The 24,208-nt window shown below is 50.6% G+C and carries 24 protein-coding genes; 18 read left to right on the top strand and 6 right to left on the bottom strand.

The genetic code is table 11. From position 1 onward, the window contains the following. The first annotated feature begins 24 nt into the window (after positions 1–24). The gene (gene zapA, locus JFN88_RS21910) at positions 25–2,970 is read left to right on the top strand and encodes a cell division protein ZapA (protein WP_199021469.1); all 2,946 of its coding nucleotides are present in this window, start codon (positions 25–27) and stop codon (positions 2,968–2,970) included. A 425-nt stretch (positions 2,971–3,395) separates the two neighbouring features. Here the strand turns inward: zapA and JFN88_RS21905 are convergent, their stop codons facing one another. Continuing rightward, positions 3,396–3,773: a cupredoxin domain-containing protein gene (locus tag JFN88_RS21905; protein WP_199021468.1), complete on the bottom strand. Its 378-nt coding sequence runs from the start codon at positions 3,771–3,773 to the stop codon at positions 3,396–3,398. Positions 3,774–3,979: 206 nt separating this feature from the next. Next, positions 3,980–4,336, bottom strand: a complete 357-nt coding sequence (locus JFN88_RS21900) for a phage holin family protein (protein WP_199021467.1) — start codon at positions 4,334–4,336, stop codon at positions 3,980–3,982. A gap of 148 nt (positions 4,337–4,484) precedes the next feature. Between JFN88_RS21900 and JFN88_RS21895 the strand changes: the two genes are divergently transcribed. The 5 genes from JFN88_RS21895 to cysK all read left to right on the top strand — a co-directional run bounded on the left by JFN88_RS21895 (position 4,485) and on the right by cysK (position 10,233). Continuing rightward, the gene (locus tag JFN88_RS21895) at positions 4,485–6,848 is read left to right on the top strand and encodes an endonuclease MutS2 (RefSeq protein ID WP_199021466.1); all 2,364 of its coding nucleotides are present in this window, start codon (positions 4,485–4,487) and stop codon (positions 6,846–6,848) included. Positions 6,849–6,859: 11 nt separating this feature from the next. Continuing rightward, positions 6,860–7,279: a DUF350 domain-containing protein gene (locus tag JFN88_RS21890; RefSeq protein WP_199021465.1), complete on the top strand. Its 420-nt coding sequence runs from the start codon at positions 6,860–6,862 to the stop codon at positions 7,277–7,279. Between the two features lie 140 nt (positions 7,280–7,419). Then, positions 7,420–7,935 (top strand): hypothetical protein, encoded by a 516-nt coding sequence (locus tag JFN88_RS21885; RefSeq protein ID WP_199021463.1) that lies wholly within the window; start codon positions 7,420–7,422, stop codon positions 7,933–7,935. A gap of 89 nt (positions 7,936–8,024) precedes the next feature. Further along, entirely contained in the window at positions 8,025–9,314 is a 1,290-nt protein-coding gene (locus tag JFN88_RS21880; RefSeq protein WP_332908531.1) for an MFS transporter, read from the top strand. Position 9,315: 1 nt separating this feature from the next. After that, the gene (gene cysK, locus JFN88_RS21875; RefSeq protein WP_199021461.1) at positions 9,316–10,233 is read left to right on the top strand and encodes a cysteine synthase A; all 918 of its coding nucleotides are present in this window, start codon (positions 9,316–9,318) and stop codon (positions 10,231–10,233) included. Here cysK and JFN88_RS21870 read toward each other — a convergent pair. Further along, entirely contained in the window at positions 10,209–11,315 is a 1,107-nt protein-coding gene (locus JFN88_RS21870) for a CotH kinase family protein (RefSeq protein WP_199021459.1), read from the bottom strand. The genes cysK and JFN88_RS21870 overlap by 25 nt on opposite strands. A 93-nt stretch (positions 11,316–11,408) precedes the next feature. Then, entirely contained in the window at positions 11,409–11,849 is a 441-nt protein-coding gene (locus tag JFN88_RS21865; protein WP_199021457.1) for a hypothetical protein, read from the bottom strand. 349 nt (positions 11,850–12,198) lie between these two features. Here JFN88_RS21865 and JFN88_RS21860 point away from each other — a divergent pair, with 349 nt between their 5' ends. The 12 genes from JFN88_RS21860 (at position 12,199) to JFN88_RS21805 (ending at position 21,535) form a co-directional block, all read left to right on the top strand. Then, positions 12,199–12,882, top strand: a complete 684-nt coding sequence (locus tag JFN88_RS21860; RefSeq protein WP_199021456.1) for a YwrJ family protein — start codon at positions 12,199–12,201, stop codon at positions 12,880–12,882. Between the two features lie 113 nt (positions 12,883–12,995). Then, positions 12,996–13,223 carry a hypothetical protein gene (locus tag JFN88_RS21855; RefSeq protein ID WP_199021454.1) on the top strand — a complete coding sequence of 76 codons (228 nt, stop codon included), beginning with the start codon at positions 12,996–12,998 and terminating at the stop codon, positions 13,221–13,223. Between the two features lie 22 nt (positions 13,224–13,245). Further along, positions 13,246–13,662 (top strand): spore coat protein, encoded by a 417-nt coding sequence (locus tag JFN88_RS21850; protein WP_199021452.1) that lies wholly within the window; start codon positions 13,246–13,248, stop codon positions 13,660–13,662. Between the two features lie 128 nt (positions 13,663–13,790). Beyond that, complete coding sequence (locus tag JFN88_RS21845; protein WP_199021450.1) at positions 13,791–14,282, top strand: Lrp/AsnC family transcriptional regulator; 492 nt, start codon at positions 13,791–13,793, stop codon at positions 14,280–14,282. Between the two features lie 20 nt (positions 14,283–14,302). Further along, positions 14,303–15,523 carry an aminotransferase class I/II-fold pyridoxal phosphate-dependent enzyme gene (locus tag JFN88_RS21840; RefSeq protein WP_199021566.1) on the top strand — a complete coding sequence of 407 codons (1,221 nt, stop codon included), beginning with the start codon at positions 14,303–14,305 and terminating at the stop codon, positions 15,521–15,523. A gap of 344 nt (positions 15,524–15,867) precedes the next feature. Then, positions 15,868–16,110, top strand: coding sequence for an aspartyl-phosphate phosphatase Spo0E family protein (locus JFN88_RS21835; protein ID WP_199021448.1), 243 nt, complete (start codon positions 15,868–15,870; stop codon positions 16,108–16,110). A gap of 326 nt (positions 16,111–16,436) precedes the next feature. Next, the gene (locus tag JFN88_RS21830; RefSeq protein ID WP_199021446.1) at positions 16,437–17,009 is read left to right on the top strand and encodes a cob(I)yrinic acid a,c-diamide adenosyltransferase; all 573 of its coding nucleotides are present in this window, start codon (positions 16,437–16,439) and stop codon (positions 17,007–17,009) included. Beyond that, positions 17,006–17,974 (top strand): RluA family pseudouridine synthase, encoded by a 969-nt coding sequence (locus tag JFN88_RS21825; RefSeq protein ID WP_199021444.1) that lies wholly within the window; start codon positions 17,006–17,008, stop codon positions 17,972–17,974. The genes JFN88_RS21830 and JFN88_RS21825 overlap by 4 nt, the downstream gene beginning before the upstream one ends. A 12-nt stretch (positions 17,975–17,986) precedes the next feature. Next, the gene (locus tag JFN88_RS21820; RefSeq protein ID WP_199021443.1) at positions 17,987–18,349 is read left to right on the top strand and encodes an arsenate reductase family protein; all 363 of its coding nucleotides are present in this window, start codon (positions 17,987–17,989) and stop codon (positions 18,347–18,349) included. Continuing rightward, entirely contained in the window at positions 18,346–19,431 is a 1,086-nt protein-coding gene (locus tag JFN88_RS21815; RefSeq protein ID WP_199021565.1) for a site-2 protease family protein, read from the top strand. The genes JFN88_RS21820 and JFN88_RS21815 overlap by 4 nt, the downstream gene beginning before the upstream one ends. Next, on the top strand, positions 19,431–20,657 hold the full coding sequence (locus JFN88_RS21810; protein ID WP_199021441.1) for an aminotransferase class I/II-fold pyridoxal phosphate-dependent enzyme: 1,227 nt from the start codon (positions 19,431–19,433) through the stop codon (positions 20,655–20,657). Before JFN88_RS21815 ends, JFN88_RS21810 begins: the two co-directional genes overlap by 1 nt. After that, on the top strand, positions 20,654–21,535 hold the full coding sequence (locus JFN88_RS21805) for a 5'-3' exonuclease (protein ID WP_199021439.1): 882 nt from the start codon (positions 20,654–20,656) through the stop codon (positions 21,533–21,535). Before JFN88_RS21810 ends, JFN88_RS21805 begins: the two co-directional genes overlap by 4 nt. Before the next feature lie 335 nt (positions 21,536–21,870). Here JFN88_RS21805 and JFN88_RS21800 read toward each other — a convergent pair whose 3' ends face one another. Both JFN88_RS21800 and JFN88_RS21795 read right to left on the bottom strand, forming a co-directional pair. After that, the gene (locus JFN88_RS21800; RefSeq protein WP_199021438.1) at positions 21,871–23,703 is read right to left on the bottom strand and encodes a S8 family peptidase; all 1,833 of its coding nucleotides are present in this window, start codon (positions 23,701–23,703) and stop codon (positions 21,871–21,873) included. 35 nt (positions 23,704–23,738) lie between these two features. Next, positions 23,739–23,987, bottom strand: a complete 249-nt coding sequence (locus tag JFN88_RS21795) for a hypothetical protein (protein WP_199021437.1) — start codon at positions 23,985–23,987, stop codon at positions 23,739–23,741. Positions 23,988–24,208: the final 221 nt, after the last annotated feature.

The following is a 24,208-nucleotide window of genomic DNA, read 5'->3' as shown; positions in this document are numbered from 1 at the left end:
GTTATTTGGGGAGGTACAAACGTGATGGATGCTGAACGCACAAAGGTTACAGTTGACATATATGGGAATCAGTACAAGCTGGTAGGACATTCAAGCGTTGAATATATCAAACAGGTCGCCATGATGGTGGATGAGAATATGAACAAGCTTGCGAACGCCTATAGCCGGCTTGATATGCCGCGGATTGCGGTGCTCGCCGCTGTACATATGGCTGATGAGGTCAATCGGCTTAGGGAAGAGAATAGGCAGCTGGCGGTCGAAACTGAGCGCAACAGGAAGCTGACCCGGGAGTTGGAGGCTGTACAGACGGCAATGGGCGACCTGCGGGAAGAGCTTGCCGGACAGGAGGCGCGCAGCCGGGCCGAATTGGAGCGCCTGCAGACAGAGCATGGCAGGCAGCTGGAGGAACTGGAAGCTAAGTGGAACAGCAAGCATGGGCTTGCGCTGGAAGGCTTCGAGGAGGAACGGCAGGAAACAGAGCGTCAGTGGCAGGCTGTTCAAGAGCAGCATGAGCGGCGTCTGGCGGAAGAACGGGCTGAGCTGGAGTCGGAGCTTGCCCGACGCGAACAGGAGTGGCTAGAGTTGAAGGGCGTGCTGGAGCTGGAAGCGGCTGAGCGCGAGTCAACGCTGCAGGAGCATCAGCAGCAGTGGCGGTCCGAGCGCGAGAACCAGATTGAGGAATGGCAGTCTGCTATGCAGCGCCAGGAACAGCAAGCGCAGGAGCGGCTTGGACAACTGGAGCAGGAGCATGCCGCGGCATTTGCGGAGCTGGAAGCCCGCGGCAAAGCAGACCTTGAGGCTGCAAGGCAGGAGGCGCAGCAGCGGGAGCAAAAGCTGCGTGACAGCTTTGCCAGCCAGCGTCAGCAGAAGGAAGCCGAATGGCAATCCAAGCTGGAGCAGATGGAAAGCGGCAGAATTGCTGATCTGGAGCAGCATGAGGAACGCTTGGCTGCAGCCAAGCAGGCCGCCGCAGATGAACTGGCCCAACACGGTCAGGAATGGGATGCCCGCCGCCAACAGCTGGAGCAGAAAGCCGAGCAGGAGAAGCTCAAGCTTGAGGAGCTGGAATTGCAATGGCTGGCCGAGCAGGAACAGTATGAGCAGCAGAGCAAGACTGAACATGAAAGGCATGAACAGGCCCTGGCTGCCCTAAAGCAGGAGCAGGAAATTCAACTGGCGCGACGCGATGAGGAGTGGCAAGCGGAGCGTGAGCAGCGCAAGAAGCAGGAGCAGCAACTTCGTGAGAGCTTCGCTCATCAGCGCCAGGAGGTCGAGGAGCAATGGCAGCTCAAGCTTGAAGAGCATGAACAGGCGCTCGCTGCACAGCAGGAGTTAGCTGCGGCCGAGCTTGCCCGCCGCGAGGAGCAGTGGGTGGCTGAGAAGCTGAAGCTGAGTCAGGAGCAGGAGCAGATGCTTGCCGAATTCGAGGAGCATTGGAACGAGGAGCAGGAACGATTCCGTACCGACGCCGAGCAGCGAGAACAGGCCCTGCTTGAGGAACAGACGGCTCTGCGTGCGGAACTTGAGCAGCAGCGGCTTGCCGAACTTGAACAGCAGGAACAGGCATGGACTGATGAGCGGAAGAAGCTGCAGGAAGTGAAAGAGACTGAGCTGTCTGAATGCGAGCAGTACTGGAAGTCGGAGTTCGACCGTGCTGAAGAAAAATGGGCGCAGGAAAAACAAGTTCTGGAGCAGGAGCAGTTGCAGGCGCTGGAGAAGAGTCAGCAGCAATGGCAGACAGAGCTTGCCCGCCGCAGCGAAGAGTGGAATGAGCAGCAGCAGGCGCTCGTGCATGAGAAGGAAGCGGCGCTTGCCGAATGGGAGCAATATTGGCAAGACGAACTACAATCCGCACAGCAGCAGGCTGAGGCCGAAAAACAGGAACTGCTTAACCGGCAGGAGTCAAGCCGCATAGAGTTTGAGCAGCAATGGCAGTCCGAGCTGTCCAGGCAAAAGCAGGAGGCGGAGGCTGCACAGCAGCGTGTCGTCAAAGAACAATGGAAGGCGCAGCAGGATCGGGAACAGTATTGGGAAGGCGAACTGGAGCGTATCCAAAGCGAGGCGGCAGAGCAAGCTGCCCAGAAGCAAAAGCAGTGGCAGGACGAGAAGACGCATCTGCTCAAAGAATTAAAGGAAGAATGGAGCGGACGCTTGTCGGCGGCTTCAAGCCAGTGGGTGATGGATCGTGAGCAACTGGAAGAAATGAATATGGCTTCACGTAAGGAAGCAGAGGATATTTGGCAAAGCAGCTTCGCCGAGTTGCGAAAGCAATATGAGCTGGACTTGAATAAGTGGAGCGTCCGCTGCGATGAGGCGGAGAATCGCACGCTGGAACTGATGGAGCAAGAAGACGAGCTTAGAAGCCAATTGCATGAGCTTGAAGCAGAGATGCGCAAGCATCAAGCCATCGAGCAGGAGATTCAGGGAGCTGTCGAGACGTATAAGCGCAAAGAAGAAGAGCAATTGCAGAAGCTCCAGCAGCTCGATGACCAACTGATCAAACAGCGGGAACAGTTGTCCGCAGCTTACAAGCTTGGCAATGAGCAGAAAGAGCAGTACCGAGAGTTGACGGAGCAGTACACCCGCTTGAAAGAAGAGCAGGAGCAGCATGAAGCCCGCGAACAGGAGCTTACAGATAAGTATCAGCAGCTCGAAGCGAAGCTACAGGAAGCGCTGGAACTTGCAGAACTGTCCCAGGATGAGGAGGGAAGATTGCAAAGGCGGGAGACGGAGCTGAACGGGCAGTTGGAGGAACTGAACAGACAGTCGGAGCAATCTGAGGCCGAGGCGACGCGTCTGTCCGAGGAACTGGAGCGGCTGCAGGATATTCTTGTTTCCCGTGAGCGGGAGGAAGGTTCTTTGAAGCAGGCCCATGATGCGCTGCGGCAGGAGCATGACAAGCTGCGGATTGAATATTCGAAGCTTCAGACAGAATATAATGAATGGATTGAGCTAATCGAACAAAGCTAGATCCGGGATCATGGCACAATGGGCAGAGAAGACGGCAAGCGGGCTTCTCTGCCTTTTTGTTTTCTTGAATTTTTGACCACTAGCCAGAGGACATTTAGTTATGACATTCGCATAAAAAAAGGCGATGAATGCGTCTGTCGCATTTACCGCCGAAATAGTAGCAGTTCCTTCGCTAGAGGTTAAACACTGATTTGAGCTAATTTTATGACTCCCCCTTAAAATCAGTGCTTGACAAACAGGAGAAAGCAGCGAAGGGGCAGAGGAATTCTGGAGAAACGATAGTGGTCGCCTTTAAAGCCCGATTCCCCCTGCTAACCTCCATGAAATCAAGGAATCGGGCTTTAACAGCGATCGGAAGAATCCTCTGCCACGCAGCGTTCCACGCCTCCCTAGAGGTCAAGCACTAATTTTGGTTTTAAGCTAATTTATTCCACAATAAGTGTTGCTTTCATATTGGCATGGCCTGATCCACAAGGGATATTGCAATGAATTTCATAGGTGCCAGGCTCATTGATGGTAACGGTCTGTGGCTTCTTCTGTGTAACTTTAATGTTCAGATTGGAAATTTCAATGCCGTGGGTACCGGAAGTGTTCTTCAAGCTGATTTTAACAGGTTCTCCTTTTTTGACCCGGTATTCCTTTTGATCAAATTCATAATTTTTGGCTGAGATGACAATGGCTTGTCCGGCAGTATCTTCAGCTGCCGAACTATTGTTAGCCTGCTCCCCAGCTTTATTGCCGCAGGCAGCCAGTACGAGCATCATCGCAATAATTGCTGAGAAGAAAAATAGCTTTTTATTCATGAATCGCGAGCCCCCAGTTTGAGATAGTAAAATATTCTACCTTATTATTGTACTGTTTTTTTATCGGTTATAAAGTGACAAACTGTTGAAGTTAATATGTATAAATGATGAACGCGCTTTAAATAAGTACGAACAGCTTATACCGAAACTTATGTAAAGAGCCTTTATCACAAAAGGACAAAGGCTCTTTTGGCTTGCAATCGGAGTTAGCTGCGGCTGCGTCCAGCTTCATAAGGCGTGCTGACCGGAATGAACAAGTCGATGATCCCGATTACCAGGGCTGCAAGGACTGCTCCAAGCATCGTTACGGCAACACCGCCTACAATGAACTGGGCAAGCCAGATTACGAATGCGCTGGCGATAAAACCTACAATTCCGCGGCCGAATGGAGTTACCTTTTTTCCGAAGATGCCCTCGATTACCCAGCCGAGAGCGGCGATGACCAAAGCGAGGAAAAATGCGCTCCAAAAGCCGCCGACGCTAAAACCGGGAACAATAAAGCCAACAACCATCAGCACAAGGGCTGAAACGATAAATCGAACAAGATGTCCAAGGAAATTCATTATTTGCTGACCTCCTACACTTGAGTTGATGTGCTTGGTTATACTATTCCCTTAAAAGAAGGAATCATTCGTGGATGTGATTGTCTCCGGTCATGGCGCTTGCACCATTCATCCGCTATAATAAAAGCTGAGAGGAGTTGTGCTCGATTTGAACGATAAAATACTGACTACCCTTGAATATTCCAAAATTATAAATAGGCTCGGCTCTCATGCGGCCACCTCTCTTGGAAAAGCTGTCGTGGAAGCGTTAAAGCCAAATCCCGACCTTGAACAAGTGAAGCTTTCGCTGCAAGCAACAGATGAAGCTTATAAAGCAGATCGTCTGAAAGGCAGCGCTCCGTTCGGCGGTATTACCGATATTGCGCCTGCCCTACAGCGAGCTAGAATTGGCGGCACATTGAATCCCGCTGAATTATTGGCGATTTCCACGACGGCGCGCGGCTCCAGGCAGATCAAACGCCATATCGGAAACCTGCATGAAAATGATCCGATTCCGCTGCTTCAATCACTTGCTGACCAGCTAAGCGAGGTAAAGGATCTGGAGAATCAGATTAATGCCTGTATTGACGAGCAGGCCGAAGTTATGGACAGCGCCAGCACAGAGCTGGCAGCAATCCGCAGGGAACTGAAGAACGGCGAATCCCGTATCCGGGAAAAGCTGGAGCAATTAATTCGTTCCTCCTCTGTGCAGAAAATGCTGCAGGATTCCTTGATAACGCTGCGCAATGATCGTTATGTCATCCCGGTCAAGCAGGAGTATCGCTCCCATTTTGGAGGAATCGTGCATGATCAGTCCGGCTCCGGGGCGACGCTGTTTATTGAACCGGAAGCGATGGTTGCGATGAATAACAAGCTTCGCGAGCTTAAGGTTGCCGAAACCAGGGAGATCGAGAAAATCTTGCAGAAGCTGACGGCTGCCGCAGCTGAATACGAGCCTGATTTGATGATCGACCTTGATCTGCTCGGCAAGCTGGATTTTGCTTTTGCCAAGGCGCGCTATGCGCATGGTCTGAAGGCGACGCTTCCGCGGATGAATGACCGGGGTTTCCTGAAAATTAAGCGCGGACGGCACCCGCTGCTTGATCCTGCTGCTGTCGTCCCGCTTGATGTTGAGTTGGGCAATTCCTTTACAGGCATTATTGTGACCGGACCGAATACGGGAGGCAAGACCGTTTCCTTGAAAACGATCGGCCTGTTGAGCTTAATGGCCATGTCGGGCTTATTCGTTCCGGCGGAGGACGGCACGCAGCTTTGCGTATTTGATGCCATTTATGCAGATATCGGAGATGAGCAGAGCATCGAGCAGAGCCTTAGTACGTTCTCCAGCCACTTGACGAATATTATCCGAATCTTGAAATTCATGACGCCCAAGAGCCTTGTGCTGCTTGATGAGCTTGGGGCTGGGACAGATCCTGCGGAAGGCTCTGCGCTGGCGATTGCCATTCTGGAGCATATCCACAAGACCGACTGCCGTCTTGTGGCAACTACCCACTACAGCGAGCTAAAGGCATATGCGTACAACCGTAAAGGTGTCATCAATGCCAGTATGGAATTCGATATTCAGACGCTTAGTCCTACATACCGGCTGCTTGTTGGCGTGCCGGGGCGAAGCAATGCCTTTGCTATTGCCGAGCGGCTCGGATTGTCGCGTAACATTATTGATCATGCGCGCGGCGAAGTTAGCGAAGAGGATATGCGGGTAGAAAATATGATTGCCTCGCTTGAGGAAGACCGTCTGGGTGCGGAAGCAGAACGGAATACGGCAGAGGCGTTGCGCCGTGAGCTTGAGGAGCAGCGCAAGAAATTTGAGGAACAGCGTGAACGATTTGAACAGCAGCGTGATCGTATGCTGGCCAAAGCTCAGGACGAGGCAAGAGAAGCGATTGTCAAAGCCAAGCGTGAAGCAGAGCAGATTATTGCTGATTTGCGCAAGCTGGCTCTAGAGGAGGGCGCTTCAGTCAAGCAGCACAAGCTGATTGAGGCCAAGCGGAAGCTGGAAGAAGCCGAGCCTCAACTCAAAAAGCAAGGCGGCAACAAGCCTGCCCAAAACAAAGCGTCGCAGAAGATCGAAGCGGGCGATGAGGTTATGGTCTACAGCTTGAATCAGAAGGGTCATGTTGTGGAAGTTTCTGGAGGTGAAGCACAGATACAGCTTGGTATTCTGAAAATGAAGGTCAGCTTAAGCGATCTGGAGTTGATCAAGCAAGCACCTGCCAAGTTGCAGCAGCCCAAACAGGCGGCGAGTTTGAAGCGGAGCCGTGACGATCAGGTTCGTGCGGAGCTTGATTTGCGAGGGGCGAATGTTGAAGAAGCGATTATGGAAATTGACCGTTTCCTGGATGAGGCATTCCTGTCCAATATGGGTCAGGTCTACATTATTCATGGCAAAGGAACTGGCGTGCTCCGTATTGGGGTCACGGACTTCTTGCGCAAGCATAGGCATGTGAAAAGCTATCGCTTGGGCAATTACAATGAAGGCGGAGCCGGTGTGACGGTGGCCGAGCTGGAATAAGGAGGGACAATATGCAACGAGAGGTGGATTGGCTGCTAAGCAACCCCTATACCTCTACACTTGCGTTTGTATCGGTTGCCGTAATGGCCTTGATATTTTGCCTGTTTTGCTTTGAGCTGGTGACCCGTTACAACTGCTGGGACGAGATCAAAAATGGCAATGTGGCGGTCGCTATGGCGACAGGCGGTAAAATTTTCGGCATTTGCAATGTGTTCCGATTTTCGATTGAGGCCAATGACACGGTATACCAGAGTATGATTTGGGCGTTGTTTGGCTTTGCTATTTTGCTTGCCGCCTATTTTTTATTTGAGTTTTTAACTCCTGTATTCAAAATCGATGAGGAAATCAAAAATGACAATCGGGCTGTAGGCCTTATTGCGATGATTATTTCGGTTTCCTTGTCCTATCTGATCGGGGCAACCATTATTTAAGGCAGCTTCTAAGTAAATAACTGCTGCAGGGTACTGGAGGAACACAGGCAATGAAATATTTATGGGGAACTTTATTTGCGCTCGCGATATTGTTCGTCGTGCTGGGCGTATTGTATCTGCTATGAAAGGGGCTGTAACTTGTGACTGAATCAACTGTATGTCCCTGGTGTCAGACAGAAATCGTCTGGGATAAGGAACTGGGACCGGAAAAGCATTGCCCTCATTGTGACAACGAGCTTGATGGCTATCGAACCATCAGCTTGAACCTGGAGGAAGATGAAGAAGAGCTGGATGAGGAACTCGGACCTTCGGAAGAGGAGTATCCGGTAGAAGAAGAGGACGAGGCATCAAACCGGCGTCCTCCGCATCAGGCTATTCTTGCATTAGAAGATCACGTGCAGCAACTGCTGGCCGAACAGGAGGACATGCCTGAGTGCTCGAGCTGCCGGGAGTTTATGATTGAAGTTGGACGGCAAAAAAACGACAGCGCTGCCGGCTTTACGCTGCGTGAGACGGGAGAATCGGCCAAGCCGTTATTGCGCAATGCATTTGAAATCGTATGGTATGTATGCCCGTCCTGCTTTGAGACCAAGAGCAGATTGTCTTATGCCGACCAGCACTTTTTTGCCCAGCGACTGAGCGAAGCTACAGAATAGTTCTGAGCTGGTAATCAATGTACAGCATTTCCCCCCTCGCTTTAGGGAACCTTATGGAAGAGTTTTTCCAGCAGGCAGGAGGGAATGATGTGGAGCGTACCCGATCGGTTTGGCAAGCGCCGTTTCAGAAGAACACTGAAACAATAGTTACCGTCCCTAGAGGCGGCAGAAGCTTTGACAGAAAGCCTGGAACATTGGACAAGCAAGCGGCGCTTTTGCTCGCTGTACACGCGTTGTTTGCAGTGGCCAATGCGTTGTCCGGAACTTTCGTGCCGGTCTATCTATGGAAAGCCAGTCAGTCCTTTATGGTGATCGGCTGGTTCACCTTATGTCAGCATTTTATTTCCGGCCTGACATTCTGGCTTGCGGGCAGATGGGTCAAGGAACATAACAAAATGAACTGTCTGCGGGTGGGCGTTATGCTCTCCGGTATCTTTTATCTGACCGTCTTAATGCTTGGTCAGGCAGCCAAAGCGTATGTGATTCCGCTTGGAATTCTTAATGGCATGGCATCAGGTTTTTTTTGGCTTGCATACAATGTTGTGTATTTTGAAATTACCGAGCCTGATAATCGCGACCGCTTCAACGGGTGGGCCGGCTTGCTCGTTTCAGGGTCCGGAATCGTCGCTCCCTGGATTTCCGGGGTGCTTATAACAGCTTTTGCAGGCAATCGCGGGTACCAGATTATATTTACTATCTCTCTGTTTGTATTTTGTTTGGCTGCTGTCATTAGCTTCTTTCTGAGGAAGCGAGAGTCCAGCGGAACCTATGACTGGTCTCTCCCGTGGCGCAAGCTTAAGGACAGCAGTCTGCCATGGCGCAATGTTTTTTTTGCCTTGATGGCGCAGGGGCTGCGGGAAGGCATATTTATGTTTCTCGTCGGTCTGATGGTATTTATCGCTACATCGAATGAGCGCAAACTGGGTGACTTCACATTATGGACATCCCTTGTCGGTCTGGTTGCCTTCTGGTTGATTGGACGCTGGATCGGGAGGACATGGCGCAAGCAGGCGATGCTGGTTGGCGTCATCATGCTCGTAGTCGTCATTTTTCCTCTGCTATGGAAAATGAACTACATAACGCTGCTCTGGTTCGGAATCGGCACCGCCTTGTTCATCCCGTTGTATTCCATCCCGATGACCTCTTCCGTGTTCGATATGATCGGCCAATCGGAGGACAACGCCAGTCAACGGGAGGAATACGTAATATTGCGCGAGCTCGGTCTTGTGCTGGGCAGGATGCTCAGTCTTATGATTTATCTGCTGGTCATGTCATGGGCAAGTTCGCCTCAGGCCATGGTTTGGCTGTTGCTCGGCGTTGGAGCAGCGCCGCTGATTGGCTGGTGGTTTATGAAGGATAATTTGCAAAGGGTGAGTTAATATGCCGCGTGTAGTACAGCACATTACAGATTTAATTGGTGAAACACCAGTCGTTCGGCTCAGCCGCCTGTCGAACCTTGAAGGGGCAGAGGTGCTGGTTAAGCTGGAGCGCTTCAATCCGAGCGGGAGTGTAAAGGATCGTGCCGCATTTGCGCTGATAGACCGTGCGGAGCGTGAAGGGAAAATTGTCCCAGGCGCTACCATTATTGAGCCGACAAGCGGCAACACGGGGATCGGTCTGGCGATGAATGCCGCAGCCAAAGGCTACAAGCTTATTCTTATCATGCCGGACAATATGAGTGTGGAACGGATTCGCTTGCTGCAAGCGTATGGGGCTGAGGTTGTGCTGTCTCCTGCGTCCGAACGGATGCCGGGAGCGATTCACAAGGCACTGGAACTGCAAGCTGGTATCCCGGGCAGTTTCATCCCCAACCAGTTCGAAAATCAGGCGAACCCGGATATTCATCGGATCACGACAGCGCAGGAGATTTTGCAGCAAACGGATGGCAAACTCGATGCTTTTATTGCCACTGCAGGTACAGGGGGCACAGTGACCGGAACAGGAGAGACGCTGAAGGAGCAGCTTCCATCCCTGCATATCGCCGTAGTAGAGCCAAAAGGGTCTCCGGTGCTTTCCGGCGGAGAGCCTGGCCCGCACAAGCTGGTAGGCACAAGTCCGGGATTCATACCCGCTATACTCAATACATCTGTCTACGATGAAATTATACAGGTTGCAGATGAGGATGCGTTGACAACGACACGGGATTTGGCCCGAATGGAAGGGCTGTTGCTTGGCCCGTCATCAGGCGCATCGGTTTGGGCAGCTATGCAGGTCGCCCGGCGTCTTGGGGCAGGTAAAACTGTGCTTTGCATCGCTCCGGATACAGGAGAACGCTATTTGAGCATGGGAATCTTTTGACGATCGGCGCGTCTCCACTGCTTTAATTCCTTCTGGATCACGCGCCTTCGTTCACGTATATAATTCATAATCATGCTGTATTCATTCTCGAAAGCAGTATAAGACCATTTGCGTGTAACATCTCGCTGGATATTCTGAGCAATGGATTGATGCATGGCTTGCACGAGCGGGCCAAGCTCTCTTTCCGTGAATGAGGTGTCCAGCAGTTCGGTCAGCAGATTGCGATAATAGCTGCGGCAGGTTGGAACGGCGAGCACCAATTTGGTCAGCCTGTTGTATCCCTGAACACGGACAAGTTCTGCTCCGCAAGGCTTGCCGTAGCAATTTCTTCCCCATGTCCCTTCATAATCCCACGGAGCAATCCGGTATTTGCCTCCTTGCTTTACCTCATACAATGCATAATTTTGGTCAAATCCGTCATAATTCCCTGTCAGCACGGCTCCTGCCAGCCATTTCAAATACTGTGGCGTATCAAGCCGTTCCAGCAAATGGCTTCTCAGTTCCCGTCCCTTCGTCTGGTGCAACTTCCTTATAAAAGCAATCAGGCGGCTACGGTCCGCTTTTTTCCCCAGTTTCAGTTCATAGCCTTCATACCAGGACGTCTTCCGCTTCCGGGTTATTGGATCTGTCAGACGGAAGTTGGCGCTGTCGTTGACCGCATAGTGGATGGAACGGCATTCCAGGCCACGGCGTTCGAAGAAAGCCTGGTCTACCGATTCGATTTCCAGGTATACGCCGAGCGGCTGCCCGTTCCATTCTACATTGCAATGTTTTGTTCCGGGCGCTTCTACCCCGATTGTATTGAAATAGTGAAAAGACAACGCATTGCGGAGCATGGACGGATCATCATATTCCGCATTCCATTGAAGAGCAGTCCCGTTATCCAGGACGACCTCGTATGATTTTTTCGGATAAAGCCTGGTATGTCCTCCGCGGTGACGGATACGGGCGGGCATCGCTATACCATCCATCTCCAAAGTTACCTGGATGAACCGGGTGCTCCAGACATCCTCTTCCTGCATCCGTTTAATTTCATTTGAATCAATATGGATACTGCGCAATGGCAATGCTTCAACCGGCATGGCTGTTCCTCCTGAACAAACAAAGTGAAGCCTATCGCAACGGATAGGCTTTATCACTTTACCTTATTCAGGACGAATGTCTATGGTCACTCGTTATTCCTGGCCTTCTTGAGCATCTTGCGAATACCAGTGCGGCGGCCAGTTAGCCGGGAGCTGGTAGAAATTATTGCCTCTTTCTCCTTCGATACGGTCGCCGCGGCTGCGGTTGCCCTGAGAACGATGTCCATGGCTGCGTTTTCCCTGGGATTGATGTCCTTGACTGCGATTCCCGTGACTGCGCTGTCCTTGACTGTGATGTCCTTGACTGCGCTGTCCATAGCCATGGTTGCCTTGGGACCGGTTGCCCGGCGAGCGCACGCCTGTTGTCCCTTCTACCCGGTTGCCCTCGGACCGTTTGCCTTGCGTGCGATGTTCCCAAATATGACTGCGATGTTTATGCTTGTGTTTGTGTTTGCTGCGGTTGCCAAGTCCTTGCCGATTAGCGCCCTTTACTCTGCGATTAATGCTACGGACATTTCTTTTCTTTACCGTCATTCTATCATCTCCTTATTTCGTTCTATTACACGCTATGCAATAGAACTATGATTGGCACTGGTCAAATGCAGCAGTTTGCTAGGGTCGGACAAGAAACAGGCGGAATTACTAGGAGTCGGTGGTCGGAAGAACCCTCTATCCTGAAGCGCTTCTCCTTCGATAGAAGTCAAGCGCTGATTACGATTTTGAACTTTATACCTAATAGCAGTCTATAAAAATCCTCATTTATCTTGTACAGGATAGTTGGAAGATACATATACATACAAGAGTAATCACGAGACGTTACAGGTAGAGGAAATGGTCCAGACCGCATCATAAGCATGGCTGCTTGCAGAAAGGAGAGGGTTGAATGGAACGGTTTGGTTCATTAATGGGCCGGAGGGTCGAGCTTAAGTTGGGAGGACTGGCTGCTGCCATTGAAGGGACTGTGGCCGGATGGGGACAGGATATATTGGTCTTGTTCAACGGTTATCGCTATATCTATGTCCCATTTCGTCATGTTGAACAATTGGCTCCGGGAACTTATGAGACGGAAACAAAGATAGACGCTGCAGAACCGGTCTATTCCAAGGAGGGCGCGATCCACGGGAACCAGCCGTCCTGCCGCAAGATTTTGACGGCTGCCCGGGGCGTTTTCTCAGAAATATATTTTGCTTCCGGACGTCCCGTCCACGGTTATGTTTCAAGTGTCATGAATGATTATTTTATATTTTGCACGCCTGTGCATCATACGGTTGCGGTATCGCTTCAGCATTTGAAATATATGTCGCCCTACGCGCCTGATGCTTCCGCCCCTTACAACCTGTCTCCGGGAAAATTGGCTCCCCGCCCGTCACCGGTTACATTAGCCCGAACATTCAATGTCCAGCTCAGAAAGCTGGAGGGAGAACTTATCGTGTTGAATATGGGGCTGCTCCCTTCCGATACAGGGGTACTGGCAGCAGCAGGAGAGCAGATGCTGGAACTTACGGGAGAGGCAGGAGGGAGAAGTTTTATTGCGTATGAGCAGGTACAGAGTGTACATGTTCCTTAGGCAGGGCGTTAATTGAAGCAGTTGGTGCATAAGCGGCAAAGGCCGGGGACATAATACGAAAGTCGTTTAACAAAAATGAAAATATATGCCAGGTCAGGCGGAAGGGATATTACATGATGCAGCCATTAACGGGCAAGGAAGTGGAGTATATTGTGGATTCCATCTCTAATGAAGACTTGCTTATCAAACAAAACGCAGTAGCTGCTACAACAGCAACGAATCCGGCAATTCGTCAGATTTGTCAGCAATTCCAGCAGGTGCATGAGCAAAACTACAATACATTGCTTAATGCGCTGAATGCCCATCTACCACTTGCTCCAACACAGCCAGGCAATCAATAACCGCACAAGGAGGAAGCCAAACATGTACCAAAATCATCATCAAGCGCTGCTGCCCGACGAGGATTTGGCCTATACCATTCTTGCCGACTTGAAGCGCGTCACTCGAGAGTACGCAACCGGAGCAACCGAAGCCAACTGTGACAATGTCCGTCAGTTGTTCACCAATTTGCTGAATACGACGCTGCATTTGCAAGGTGATCTGTACAGGGTAATGAAGCAAAACAATATGTACAGCACATCCTCTCCAGCTTTGAAGCAGGATATTGACAAGCAGATTCAACAGAACAAGCAAAACCTGCAAAAGACACAGCAGCTGGTACAGAGAATTACCGGCGGACAGCAGCAGCAACACCCTCCGGGCTTTGCCAATCTGGTAACGCCAGGGCAGGTACATCAGGGCCAACTGCAGCAGCCGCAAAGTCCCGCCTACTACAGCTAGTTTCACCAGAGAGCCGCCGGTTTTCGGCGGTTTTTTTGTTCCCGCCGCGCCGTCTCTTGATTGCAGGAACCCCTGTTTCGTTGTAATATAAAGATTATGTATTTAGACGGTTGCTGGGAGGGCTAGACATGGTAGAGCTGAAAAATGAAATATTGAAGCTGCTGAAGGAAGACGCGCGGCGCGGACCGGATCTGATCGCGACGATGCTGAATGTGGAGCAGGCGGACGTTATCCGAGCGATTGATGAGATGGAAAAGGACCATGTCATTGTGAAATATGCGGCGGTAGTCAACTGGAGCAAGGTAAGCGAGGAGAAGGTAACGGCCTTGATTGAGGTGCAAATTACGCCGGAGCGCGGACGCGGCTTCGAGGGCATTGCTGAACGGATCTATCTATACCCGCAAGTGAAATCGGTCTACCTGATGTCCGGAGATTATGATTTGCTCGTTGAGGTGGAAGGCTCGACATTACGTGATGTCGCTTCCTTCGTTTCCAACAAGTTATCTCCGATAGATTCGGTGTTGTCGACCAAGACCTTCTTTATATTGAAGAAATATAAGCAAGACGGCATTATCTTTGAAGAGCATGAAGATGATCACCGTTTGCCTATTTCTCCGTAAATCCAAGGGTGGTGAAGATGATGATAAAAGATGAAGAGTTAAAAACTTCCCTGCCTGGACAGCGCTCCTCCATGGCCGATTATCTGTCTCCTATGGCCAGATCCATCAAGCCTTCGGGAATCCGCCGTTTTTTTGATATGGTTAGCGAAAGCAAGGACGGGGATATTATTACGCTTGGCGTGGGTGAGCCGGATTTCGTGACGCCTTGGCATGTGCGTGAAGCCTGCGTGTATTCCTTGGAAAGAGGCAAGACGCAATATACTTCCAATGCCGGGATGCCCGAACTGCGGGAAGCCATATCCGGTTATTTGTCTGACCGTTTCAATGTTGCCTATGACCCGGCCAATGAAATTATTGTTACCGTCGGGGGCAGCGAGGCGATCGACTTGGCGCTTCGCGTGCTGATCAATCCGGGAGATGAAATTCTCGTGCCGGAGCCTTGCTATATTTCTTACTCTCCGATTACAGCGCTCAGCGGGGGGATTCCGGTAGGTATTGAGACTTTTGCCAAGGATGATTTCAAACTGACGGCTGAATCTTTGCAGGCCAGCATCACGCCGCGCTCGAAGGTGCTGGTGCTCTGTTACCCCAGCAACCCGACTGGCGGAATTATGACGTATGAAGATTGGCTGCCGATTGCCAAGGTTGTTGAGGAGCATGATTTGATCGTCATTTCGGATGAAATCTATGCCGAGCTGACTTACGGTAGCAACCATGTCAGCTTTGCCTCGATTCCGGGCATGAAGGACCGGACGATTCTGGTTAGCGGGTTCTCCAAGGCATTTGCCATGACAGGCTGGCGGATGGGCTATGTGTGCGGACATCTGGAATTAATTTCGGCCATGCTCAAGGTTCATCAGTATACGGTAATGTGCGCCCCGATTATGGGTCAAGTTGCCGCTCTGGAAGCTCTCACGAACGGTATCGATGAGATGAAGAAGATGATCGATTCCTATAATCAGCGCAGAAGGCTTGTCGTCCGCGGGTTCCGGGAAATTGGCCTGGAATGCCATGAGCCGCAGGGAGCATTCTATGCCTTCCCTTCCATCGAGTCGACGGGGCTTTCATCCGAAGTGTTTGCCGAGCGCCTGCTGAAGGAGCACAAGGTTGCGGCGGTTCCAGGCAATGTATTTGGCAAAGGCGGAGAGGGCTTTATCCGCTGCTCGTATGCAACTTCGGTCGCTCAATTAACGGAAGCGATTGAACGAATCGGAAAGTTTGTCCATTCTTTGAAAAGTTAAAGAATCCTATTTGTTCTTATAAAGAAATTCTGATATAATTTAGCAAAATCCGATTTTAATAAGACCTTCTTAAAATGTAAGAATTTATTCTTCTCAGGCCCAGCCAAAATAGTTAGCAGACATCATGTAGCGAATTTACAACAGTAATTTTAGAACAATAACTTTAGAACGGTAGTTGAAGTCTTCAGCATTTCGGTTGAATAAGGCGGAGTATAAGCCTCCAGGTTTATACTTCGTCTATCATTCGCTGCAAGCGGAGCACATGTACCTTTGATCAAGCGGGACGCCGCAAGCATGCCGGGCATTCTGCGCCATATGAAGCGTGGGGATAAGGAGGGATAGAGATGGCTTATGCGGGAGAGGGTTTTTCCTTGTCGAAGGATCAAGATGCCGTCAGGTCTTCGAACCATTTATCCCCCACTATTCGAAGGCTGGAGGATGAAATCTATCAGCTGCGCAAAGTTATGGAACAGACTTATTTGCAAGATTCGACGTTAAATTCAGAGATTATTATCGAAATTAGCCGCAAATTGGATACGAAGATTAATGAATACATGAGAGCCAGGCGGATTTATGCCACGACCTGATGGGGGGCTGTCTATGCTTCTGACAATCGAATATATTCATCGCTAACCGTGAGACGGATACTTCTTAATAGTACCGCTTGCGGTTTTTTGTTTTTAAATAGCTTCTATTTCTACCCGAAATGGAATGTTTGCCAGTCAAAGGACGACAATGTCGTTGACGCTTGTAAATGATGCTTGGACTGATTTTTCATCCTTTGCCGGCGCTAGCGCTTTTTCAAAAGAATAGGGATATGGTATAGTAAGCCTAGTAGTATTGCTGATAGTTGCAGGGTTTGTAGGCGTACATTCGATTACCCCGGCTATCAGAAAGAGAGGGCGATTGGCAAATGAAATTATATACCCGTACCGGGGACAAAGGGCAGACGGCGCTGATCGGCGGCCGGGTGCCGAAGGATCATCCGCGTGTCGAGGCTTACGGCACGATTGATGAGCTGAATGCCTTCACCGGACAGGCGCTTGCGGTGATCGAGCCGCTCCCGGAACTTGCGGAAATGGCGGCGCGTCTGAAGGTAATCATGAATGAACTGTTCGACTGCGGCTCCGACTTGTCCTATGATGATGAGCATCAGCCTGAATATAAATTGACCGAAGAGTATGCAATCCGCCTGGAGCAGTGGATTGATGATTATCAGCAGCAGGCGCCTGAAATCCGGCAGTTTATTTTGCCTGGAGGGAGTGCTGCCGCCGCGGCGCTGCATGTATGCCGGACGGTATGCCGCAGAGCTGAACGCGCAGTGGTCGCACTTACCGGACGTCATACAGTGAATACAGAGGCTGTGACTTATCTGAACCGGCTGTCCGATTTTTATTTTGCGGCGGCCCGTGCGGCCAATGCGAAGCTTGGGATACCCGATGTATCCTATATTCCCGGGCTGAGGGCGGATGGGCTGTCACGATGACCGACATAAATTACTATGATCCGCTAATTGTTGATGTTCTTCCCCATGAGGAGGGGATGCAGGTACGGACAGTCCTGGAGCGCAGACTGGGCGTGTCCCGCAAGCTGCTCTCTAGGCTGAAGCTGACCGAACAGGGCATTACGCTCAATGGCAACCGGGTGTATACCTCCGAGAAGGTAAACGCGGGAGACCAGCTCGCAATTCGCATGGAGAAGGAGCGGTCAGACGATATTCTGCCCCAGCCGATGGAGCTAGAAATTCTATATGAGGATGACGATCTGCTTGTTGTCAGCAAGCCTGCGGGAATCATTGTGCATCCGACACACGGTCATTATACGAATACACTGGCCAATGGCGTCGTCTATCACTGGCAGCAGCGCGGCGAGCAGGTCAGGTTCAGACCGATTCACCGCCTGGATCAGGACACCTCGGGAGTAGTGGCTATTGCCAAAAATCCGTATATTCATCAGCAGCTGTCCGAGCAGATGCAGCGTGACGAGATGGATAAGGAGTATTATGCTTTTGTATTTAATGTGCCGACTCCTGCCAGCGGGACGGTGAATGAGCCGATTGACCGCGACCCGGAGCAGCCGCATATTCGAATTGTAACTCTGGACGGCTATCCTTCCGTTACACACTATGAGACCTTGCACAGCTATGGCAACGGTGCGGCGGCACTGGTCGCTTTGCGGCTGGAGACCGGACGGACACACCAGATTCGCGTGCATATGCAGCATCTCGGCTGCAATCTAATTGGCGATCAGATGTATGGACGGACAGAAACGCATTTGGTACCTTGGATGTCGGAGGCCGAGGCTGCTGCCGGCAGACAGGCGCTTCATGCACGACGTCTTGCATTCACTCATCCGGGGACCGGACAGCGGATCTCCTTTGCAGCGCCGCTGCCGTTTGATTTGCTCAGACTGGAGCAGCAGCTCCTGGCGTTGCCAAATGAAATCGATTAGGGGGCATCAATCATGTTAAAATTACAAGTCTATCATTATGCCAAATGCGGTACCTGCCGCAATGCGATCAAATGGCTGCAAGCGAAGGGACATGAGCTTGAGCTTCATGATTTATTCGAGCAGGCGCCTTCAGAAAATACGATTCGTGAATGGATTGCACGCAGCGGACTGGATAGCAAGAAGTTTTTTAATGTCTCCGGTGAAGTGTACAAGGAGTTGAAGCTCAAGGACAAGCTGCAGGAGATGAGCGAGGAAGATAAAATTAAACTGCTCGCTTCCAACGGCAGGCTGATCAAGCGCCCGGTCATTACGGATGGCGGCACGGTTACCGTTGGCTTTAAGGAAGCGGAGCTGGAACAGGTCTGGGGTGAATAATGGAACAGAGCAAACAGGGTGAGAGCAAGGGGCGCAATCCGTGGTGGTTTATTGGCGCGGCGCTGCTGTTTCTTGCAACAAAAGGGAAGACCTTGCTGCTGCTGCTCGGCAAGTTTGCCGGCCCGCTTATCAGTATGGGAATTACAATTGGAGCCTACGCACTGATCAGTCCGATCTGGTTTGCGGTCGGATTTGTATGCCTTATACTTGTGCATGAGATGGGGCATGTGCTGGCTGCAAAGCGTAAAGGACTGCCTGTGAGCGCCCCGCTATTTATTCCGTTTATCGGAGCATTGATTACAATGAAGCGCCATCCCAAGGACGCGGAAACAGAAGCCTATATCGCTTTCGGAGGGCCGCTCATTGGCACAATCGGAGCTTTGGCGGTCTATGCGGCAGGTTATATCTTTGACAATCCGCTTCTCTTCGTACTGGCGAATGTAGGCTTTCTGATCAATCTGTTCAACCTGCTGCCGATTCATCCGCTGGACGGCGGGCGTATTGCGACGGCAGTCAGCCGCTGGCTATGGGTTGTCGGGCTGATTGGCGGGGCTGTACTCATTGTGTACTGGCGCAGCTTTTTGCTGATCTTGATTTGGTTGTATTTTGCCTGGAATATGTATCAGACCTATTTGAAATCTTCAAAAAAGACGAAGCCTCTTTCTATTGGCGGCGTGTATGAGGTGGATATCCGTCATTTGCAGCTTCCGGACTGGTATTTTTCGGGACAGGAGCATAAGCGCGATCTGCCGTTCACTAGCTACTGCAAGCTGACGGGAGAGCATATGGTGCAGTTTGAGTGGGATGTGATTCAGTTCCGCGGTGAGCTAGAGCTGCCTATACCCGCTACTGTCCGTCAAGTTCGGCTTGAGAAGAGCAGGATGGTGAAAAAAGATGACGGCGAGGAAAAGTTCCAGATTCTTGTCCGCGTCGACTACGATAAATATGAGAATGACCGTTATTATGAAGTTCCTGCGGCAACGCGCTGGAAGTTCGGATTCGCGTACGGCGGTCTGGCAGTATTTCTGCTCCTGATGATGTGGAACATTCATGAGATGAGCCTTAGCCAGGGAATTCGGTGATGGAGGAGACTAGCGTGAAGACAGGAACAACATGGCGCTCCAGACGACTGGATGCGCTCGGTTCGGCAATCTTTGCCGAAATTGCAGGATGGAAGGCGGAGGCGCTTCGGAGCGGAAAGGATGTCATTGACCTGGGTATTGGCAGCCCTGACCGACCGCCCTCGGAGTTGATTCGGGAATCGCTTGGCGCCGAGGTGCTGCGCCCTGACTGTTATGGTTATCCGGCCTCGCGGGGCAGCGCCGCATTTCGGGAAAAGGCTGCGGAGTGGATGAACTGGCGCTTTGGCGTCAAGCTATGCCCGGAGCAGGAGGTTGTTGCTCTGATGGGCTCTCAGGACGGACTGGCCCATCTGGCGCTGGCGGTTACAGACCCCGGAGACGGGGCCCTCGTCCCGAATCCCGGCTACCCAATCTATGCGGCGGGACTTGCTGTGGCAGGCGTGGAACCGATCTACATTCCGCTGCGTGCGGAAAACGGCTTTCTCCCTGATCTTGATGCCATCACTGATGAAGAATGGGAGAGGGCGCGATTTATTTTGCTTAATTTTCCCAGCAATCCTGTTGCTTCTGTAGCGGAACTTCCTTTTCTGGAAAAGCTGGTTGCGTTGGCGAAGCATCATCACGTGCTTGTTGTGCATGATCTCGCCTATTCGGAGATGGCCTTTGACGGCTTCAGGCCGCCAAGCATTCTGCAAGTTCCCGGAGCGCTCGATATTGCGGTAGAATTCCACTCTTTATCGAAGAGCTTCAATATGGCCGGCTGCAGAATCGGTTTTCTCGCAGGCAACCGTGAGGCAATTGCGGCGCTGCGAGACTTGAAGGCGAATCTGGACTATGGCGTGTTTGATGCCGTGCAGCAGGCGGCGGTGGCGGCTTTGGAGGCGGATATGCGTCAGGAGTTGGAGCCGGTCGGCCCGCTCTATGAGCGGAGGCGCAATATATTCGTACGCGCTCTGGCAGAAGTAGGGTGGGAAGTGCCTTCGCCGCGCGCCACGATGTTTATATGGGCTCCGCTGCCGCCAGTAGCCGTGTCGAAAGGTTGGAGCTGCCGTCAGATTTCCCGGGAAATGGTGATGGAGGCCGGAGTGGTTGTCGTACCGGGCGAGGCCTTTGGCGCTGAAGGGAAAGGCTATGTGCGGATTGCTTTGGTAGAGGATGAGTCCAGGCTGCTTGAGGCAGCGCGGTGCATCGGGAAATTTTTGAGGAAACTGGAGGATGAACAATGAACGGGACACATGAGGGGCGCGAGCGGCTGCTGTTGGTAGACGGGATGGCTTTGCTGTTTCGCGCATATTTTGCCACTTCGTTTACAGGCTCCATTCGCCGGACGAGCGCAGGGATACCGGTCAATGGCGTACACGGTTTTGTCCGTTATTTTCTGGATGCGGTGAAGCGCTTTGGCCCCACGCATGTCATATGCTGCTGGGATATGGGGAGCACGACCTTTCGGACGGAGCAATTCTCGGATTATAAAGGCAACCGCCCGGACGCGCCGGACGATTTGAAGCCGCAGTTCGATCTTGTGAAGGAGGTTGTCGACAGTTTCGGTATTCCCAATGTTGGCATCGTCGGCTATGAAGCGGATGACTGCATCGGTACGCTTGCCAGATTACATAGCGGCGCTGCAGATGTGTTCGTCCTGACGGGCGATCATGATATGCTGCAACTGGTGAACGAGCGCGTAACCGTAGTCATCATGAAAAAGGGGTATGGCAATTATGCTGTTTATACGCCATCCTTTTTATTGGAGGAGCGCAATCTGACTCCAGCCCAGATCATCGACCTGAAGGGGCTTATGGGCGATACGAGCGACAACTATCCAGGCGTAAAGGGCATTGGCGAGAAGACGGCGCTCAAGCTGATGCAGGAATACGGCACGATTGAGAACATTCTGGACAATCTGCCGCAGCTGTCCAAGAGCATCCGGGCCAAGATTGAGGCTGATCTGGACATGCTGCATCTGTCACGCGATTTGGCCACAATCCGCTGTGACGTTCCGCTGGAGCTGGCATTGGATCAGTGCCTATGGAAGCTAAACCGCAGCACGGTAGAGACGAAGTTTGATGAACTGGAGTTTGGAAGTTTGGTGAAAATGATTGGATGATTGATTGAGAGCGTTAAGTGTGCGTCTCTAAAAAAAGTTTATATTCATATAAACAGTGGTAGATTTAACTTGTCTCAAATTAACTTCTCATAGAAATGAGCTATACTTATAGATTGCACTATTAATATATCTGTTCGCTTCGCAACGTTAATATTGTTCAGCGTCCAGGAGGAAGGATAAACAATTTGCGGATTTAAACCCAATTAATTGAATATGTCATAAACAAACGTCCGTTTGCAATATGTCGTGCATTTTTGACAAAACGGACGTTTGTTTAAATTTCTGCTCTCTGATATGCCAATTGATAAGTGTGCACCATAGCGACCGTTAGATACTTAATGCTTGATGAACTGAGCCCGTGTCAGACCATCAGCTGCAAGTGAGGCAGGAACTATAAATGAACCAGCGATAGGACCAGGGGCAAACCAATTCTGCATGCGAAGATTTGGCTCCAAGTAAAACGATGCTTGACCCTGTATGGGGGCTGCTGCAAGATTATTTGCATTGGAGAATGCGACAATCGGCGGTGTGATTCCGAAAGGTGCTGTTTGATCAGCATTTGTTGTGGAAGCGATACTCCCCAGAAGAGTCGATAGAGTAGGAATAAGACCAGGCAATCCCGCACCTGTCCTATTGTTGTCAAATGCTAAAGGTATACAGATAGAGCGAATCATATTGAAAAGCGCAATGACTCTTTGCGTGTCCTTTGCTTTATACTGGCTTTGAAACAAAGGGTGATGCGCAAGAAGAAGAGCAGCTAACCCGGTGATATGAGGAGCAGCCATGGAAGTCCCCGATTCTGCTTTATAAGCTCCACCCGGTACCGTAGAAACAATAGATACCCCTGGCGCACACACTGAAATTTGTGGCCCGAAGCAAGAGAAGTTGGGTGAGAAAAGGCCATTTGCATCGAGGAAATTTTGCTGAACGGTTGTGCTATCCCATGTATTGGGCTGTAATTCAGAAAGATTTCCAATAGCTGCAACTGCAAATGTATGCTGGGAAGATGCTGGATATTTTACAGCATCACCTGAATTTCCGGCTGCGACTATGCAAACAATTCCCTTTTGTGCAGCAGCAGCAAGACTTTGCTCAACGACCGGGTTAATTTCTGAATCTCCACCCAGACTCATATTAATGACATCAATCCCGTGTTCAACGCAGTAATCCAGAGCCTCAATCAGGCTGCTATAGCTGCCTCCAGGGAAAATCTTGAGAACGTGTATTTCTGCTTCTGGTGCGAATCCCCTCATTTTACCCCCGTCAACACTGCGTGCAGCGATTATTCCGGCACAATGTGTTCCGTGACCGATTTGATCCGAGTTCCAACCGCTTGATTGAGAATCTCCAGAGAAATCTTGACCCAACTGGATGTGTTTGAGCAGTGGATGTTCATTGTCGCATCCACTATCAATAATAGCAATTTTAATGCCAGAACCGTTTATTTCCTTGGGTATTTGTTCAAGACCCATCATGCGCTGCCCCCATCCGCATTTGAATTGATCCGGGAATTGGGGAATCGTCTCCGATAATGAACGCATTCGAATAATATTAATCGATTCAGCATTAAGCTGAGGGTTCGAAAGGTAAATATCCCAGTAACTATCAGGCGCTGTTACAATAATTAAACGTGGTGGCCTAGAGCCGAGTGTAACCAGTTCAAGTTCAGCTTCACCCGATTCGTCGGTAATCTTTTGAGCGGGGAACGCATCTCCAGCTAATTGAATGGTTACTTTCGGTAAAGGTTTCTCCCCCAATCCAATTACACGAAAACGATATTTGCGAGTGGTTACCTCTGCAGTTGGTGAAATGGAACCGATGCTTGCTAATTCGACTGTACGGTTAAAAGATAGAGGTTTATCTTCAACAATCATTAAATGAGGTGGAACGGTTCTTTGTAGAAGCTCGGCACGATCAGGGGCTAAATTGGCGATGACGATATCCGTGGCTTCATTTGTATTGGCTCCTAATGTCCGCATGGTCTCAGTATGGCGTTTGATTCTGCGAACAACATCAAGACTTAAAGTAGAAAGTATTTGATCCATTGTTCCTGCAGCCATTGGTTGTAAGCCAACTGCTTTAGCAGTTTGTCCGGGACGGGGGGCTATCATATATTGTTTTCGTTCCTCAAGTGGAAGTGTGCTTAACTCGTTGCTGTCTTGGGGCATGATGCTCATCTCACTTTACATTGGATTGTTGGAAGCTAAAAGAGTTGCAATGGCTTATCTGGTGCGATAATGACATTTTCTCCAAAGAGATTTTGCAGCGATTGAACCGTACTTGCAGTGGCTTGGATGACGATTTGACGAGGGGAATTTTCACCATCAATCACCTTCATTATTGTCATCTCAGTTCTTTCCGAGATTAAACGGATCACATTTTGCATGACATTATTAGCAATGTTTGGGTCCGTACTGCGAGCGGTCAATAACCATTGCTCATCTCCATACATGGGATTCTCAACCTCCTGACTTTCAGAAAGAGTTAAATACGATCACTGGGACAATGACGTCCCAGTGATCGTCGTTAATGCATAATAGTTGTGGCACCTTGAAGAGAGTTTGTGGATTTACTGCAAAGGGAGTGTTGAACTTGCATAAAATGGAAGGTTTCCAGCAAGCTGCGCTCCAACCTGGAAAGGAAGGACTTGTCCGGCCAGGGTGCCAGCCGAAC

Source organism: Paenibacillus roseus, assembly GCF_016424485.1.
Lineage (GTDB): Bacteria > Bacillota > Bacilli > Paenibacillales > Paenibacillaceae > Paenibacillus_D > Paenibacillus_D roseus.
This window is presented reverse-complemented; position numbering and strand designations above follow the sequence as displayed.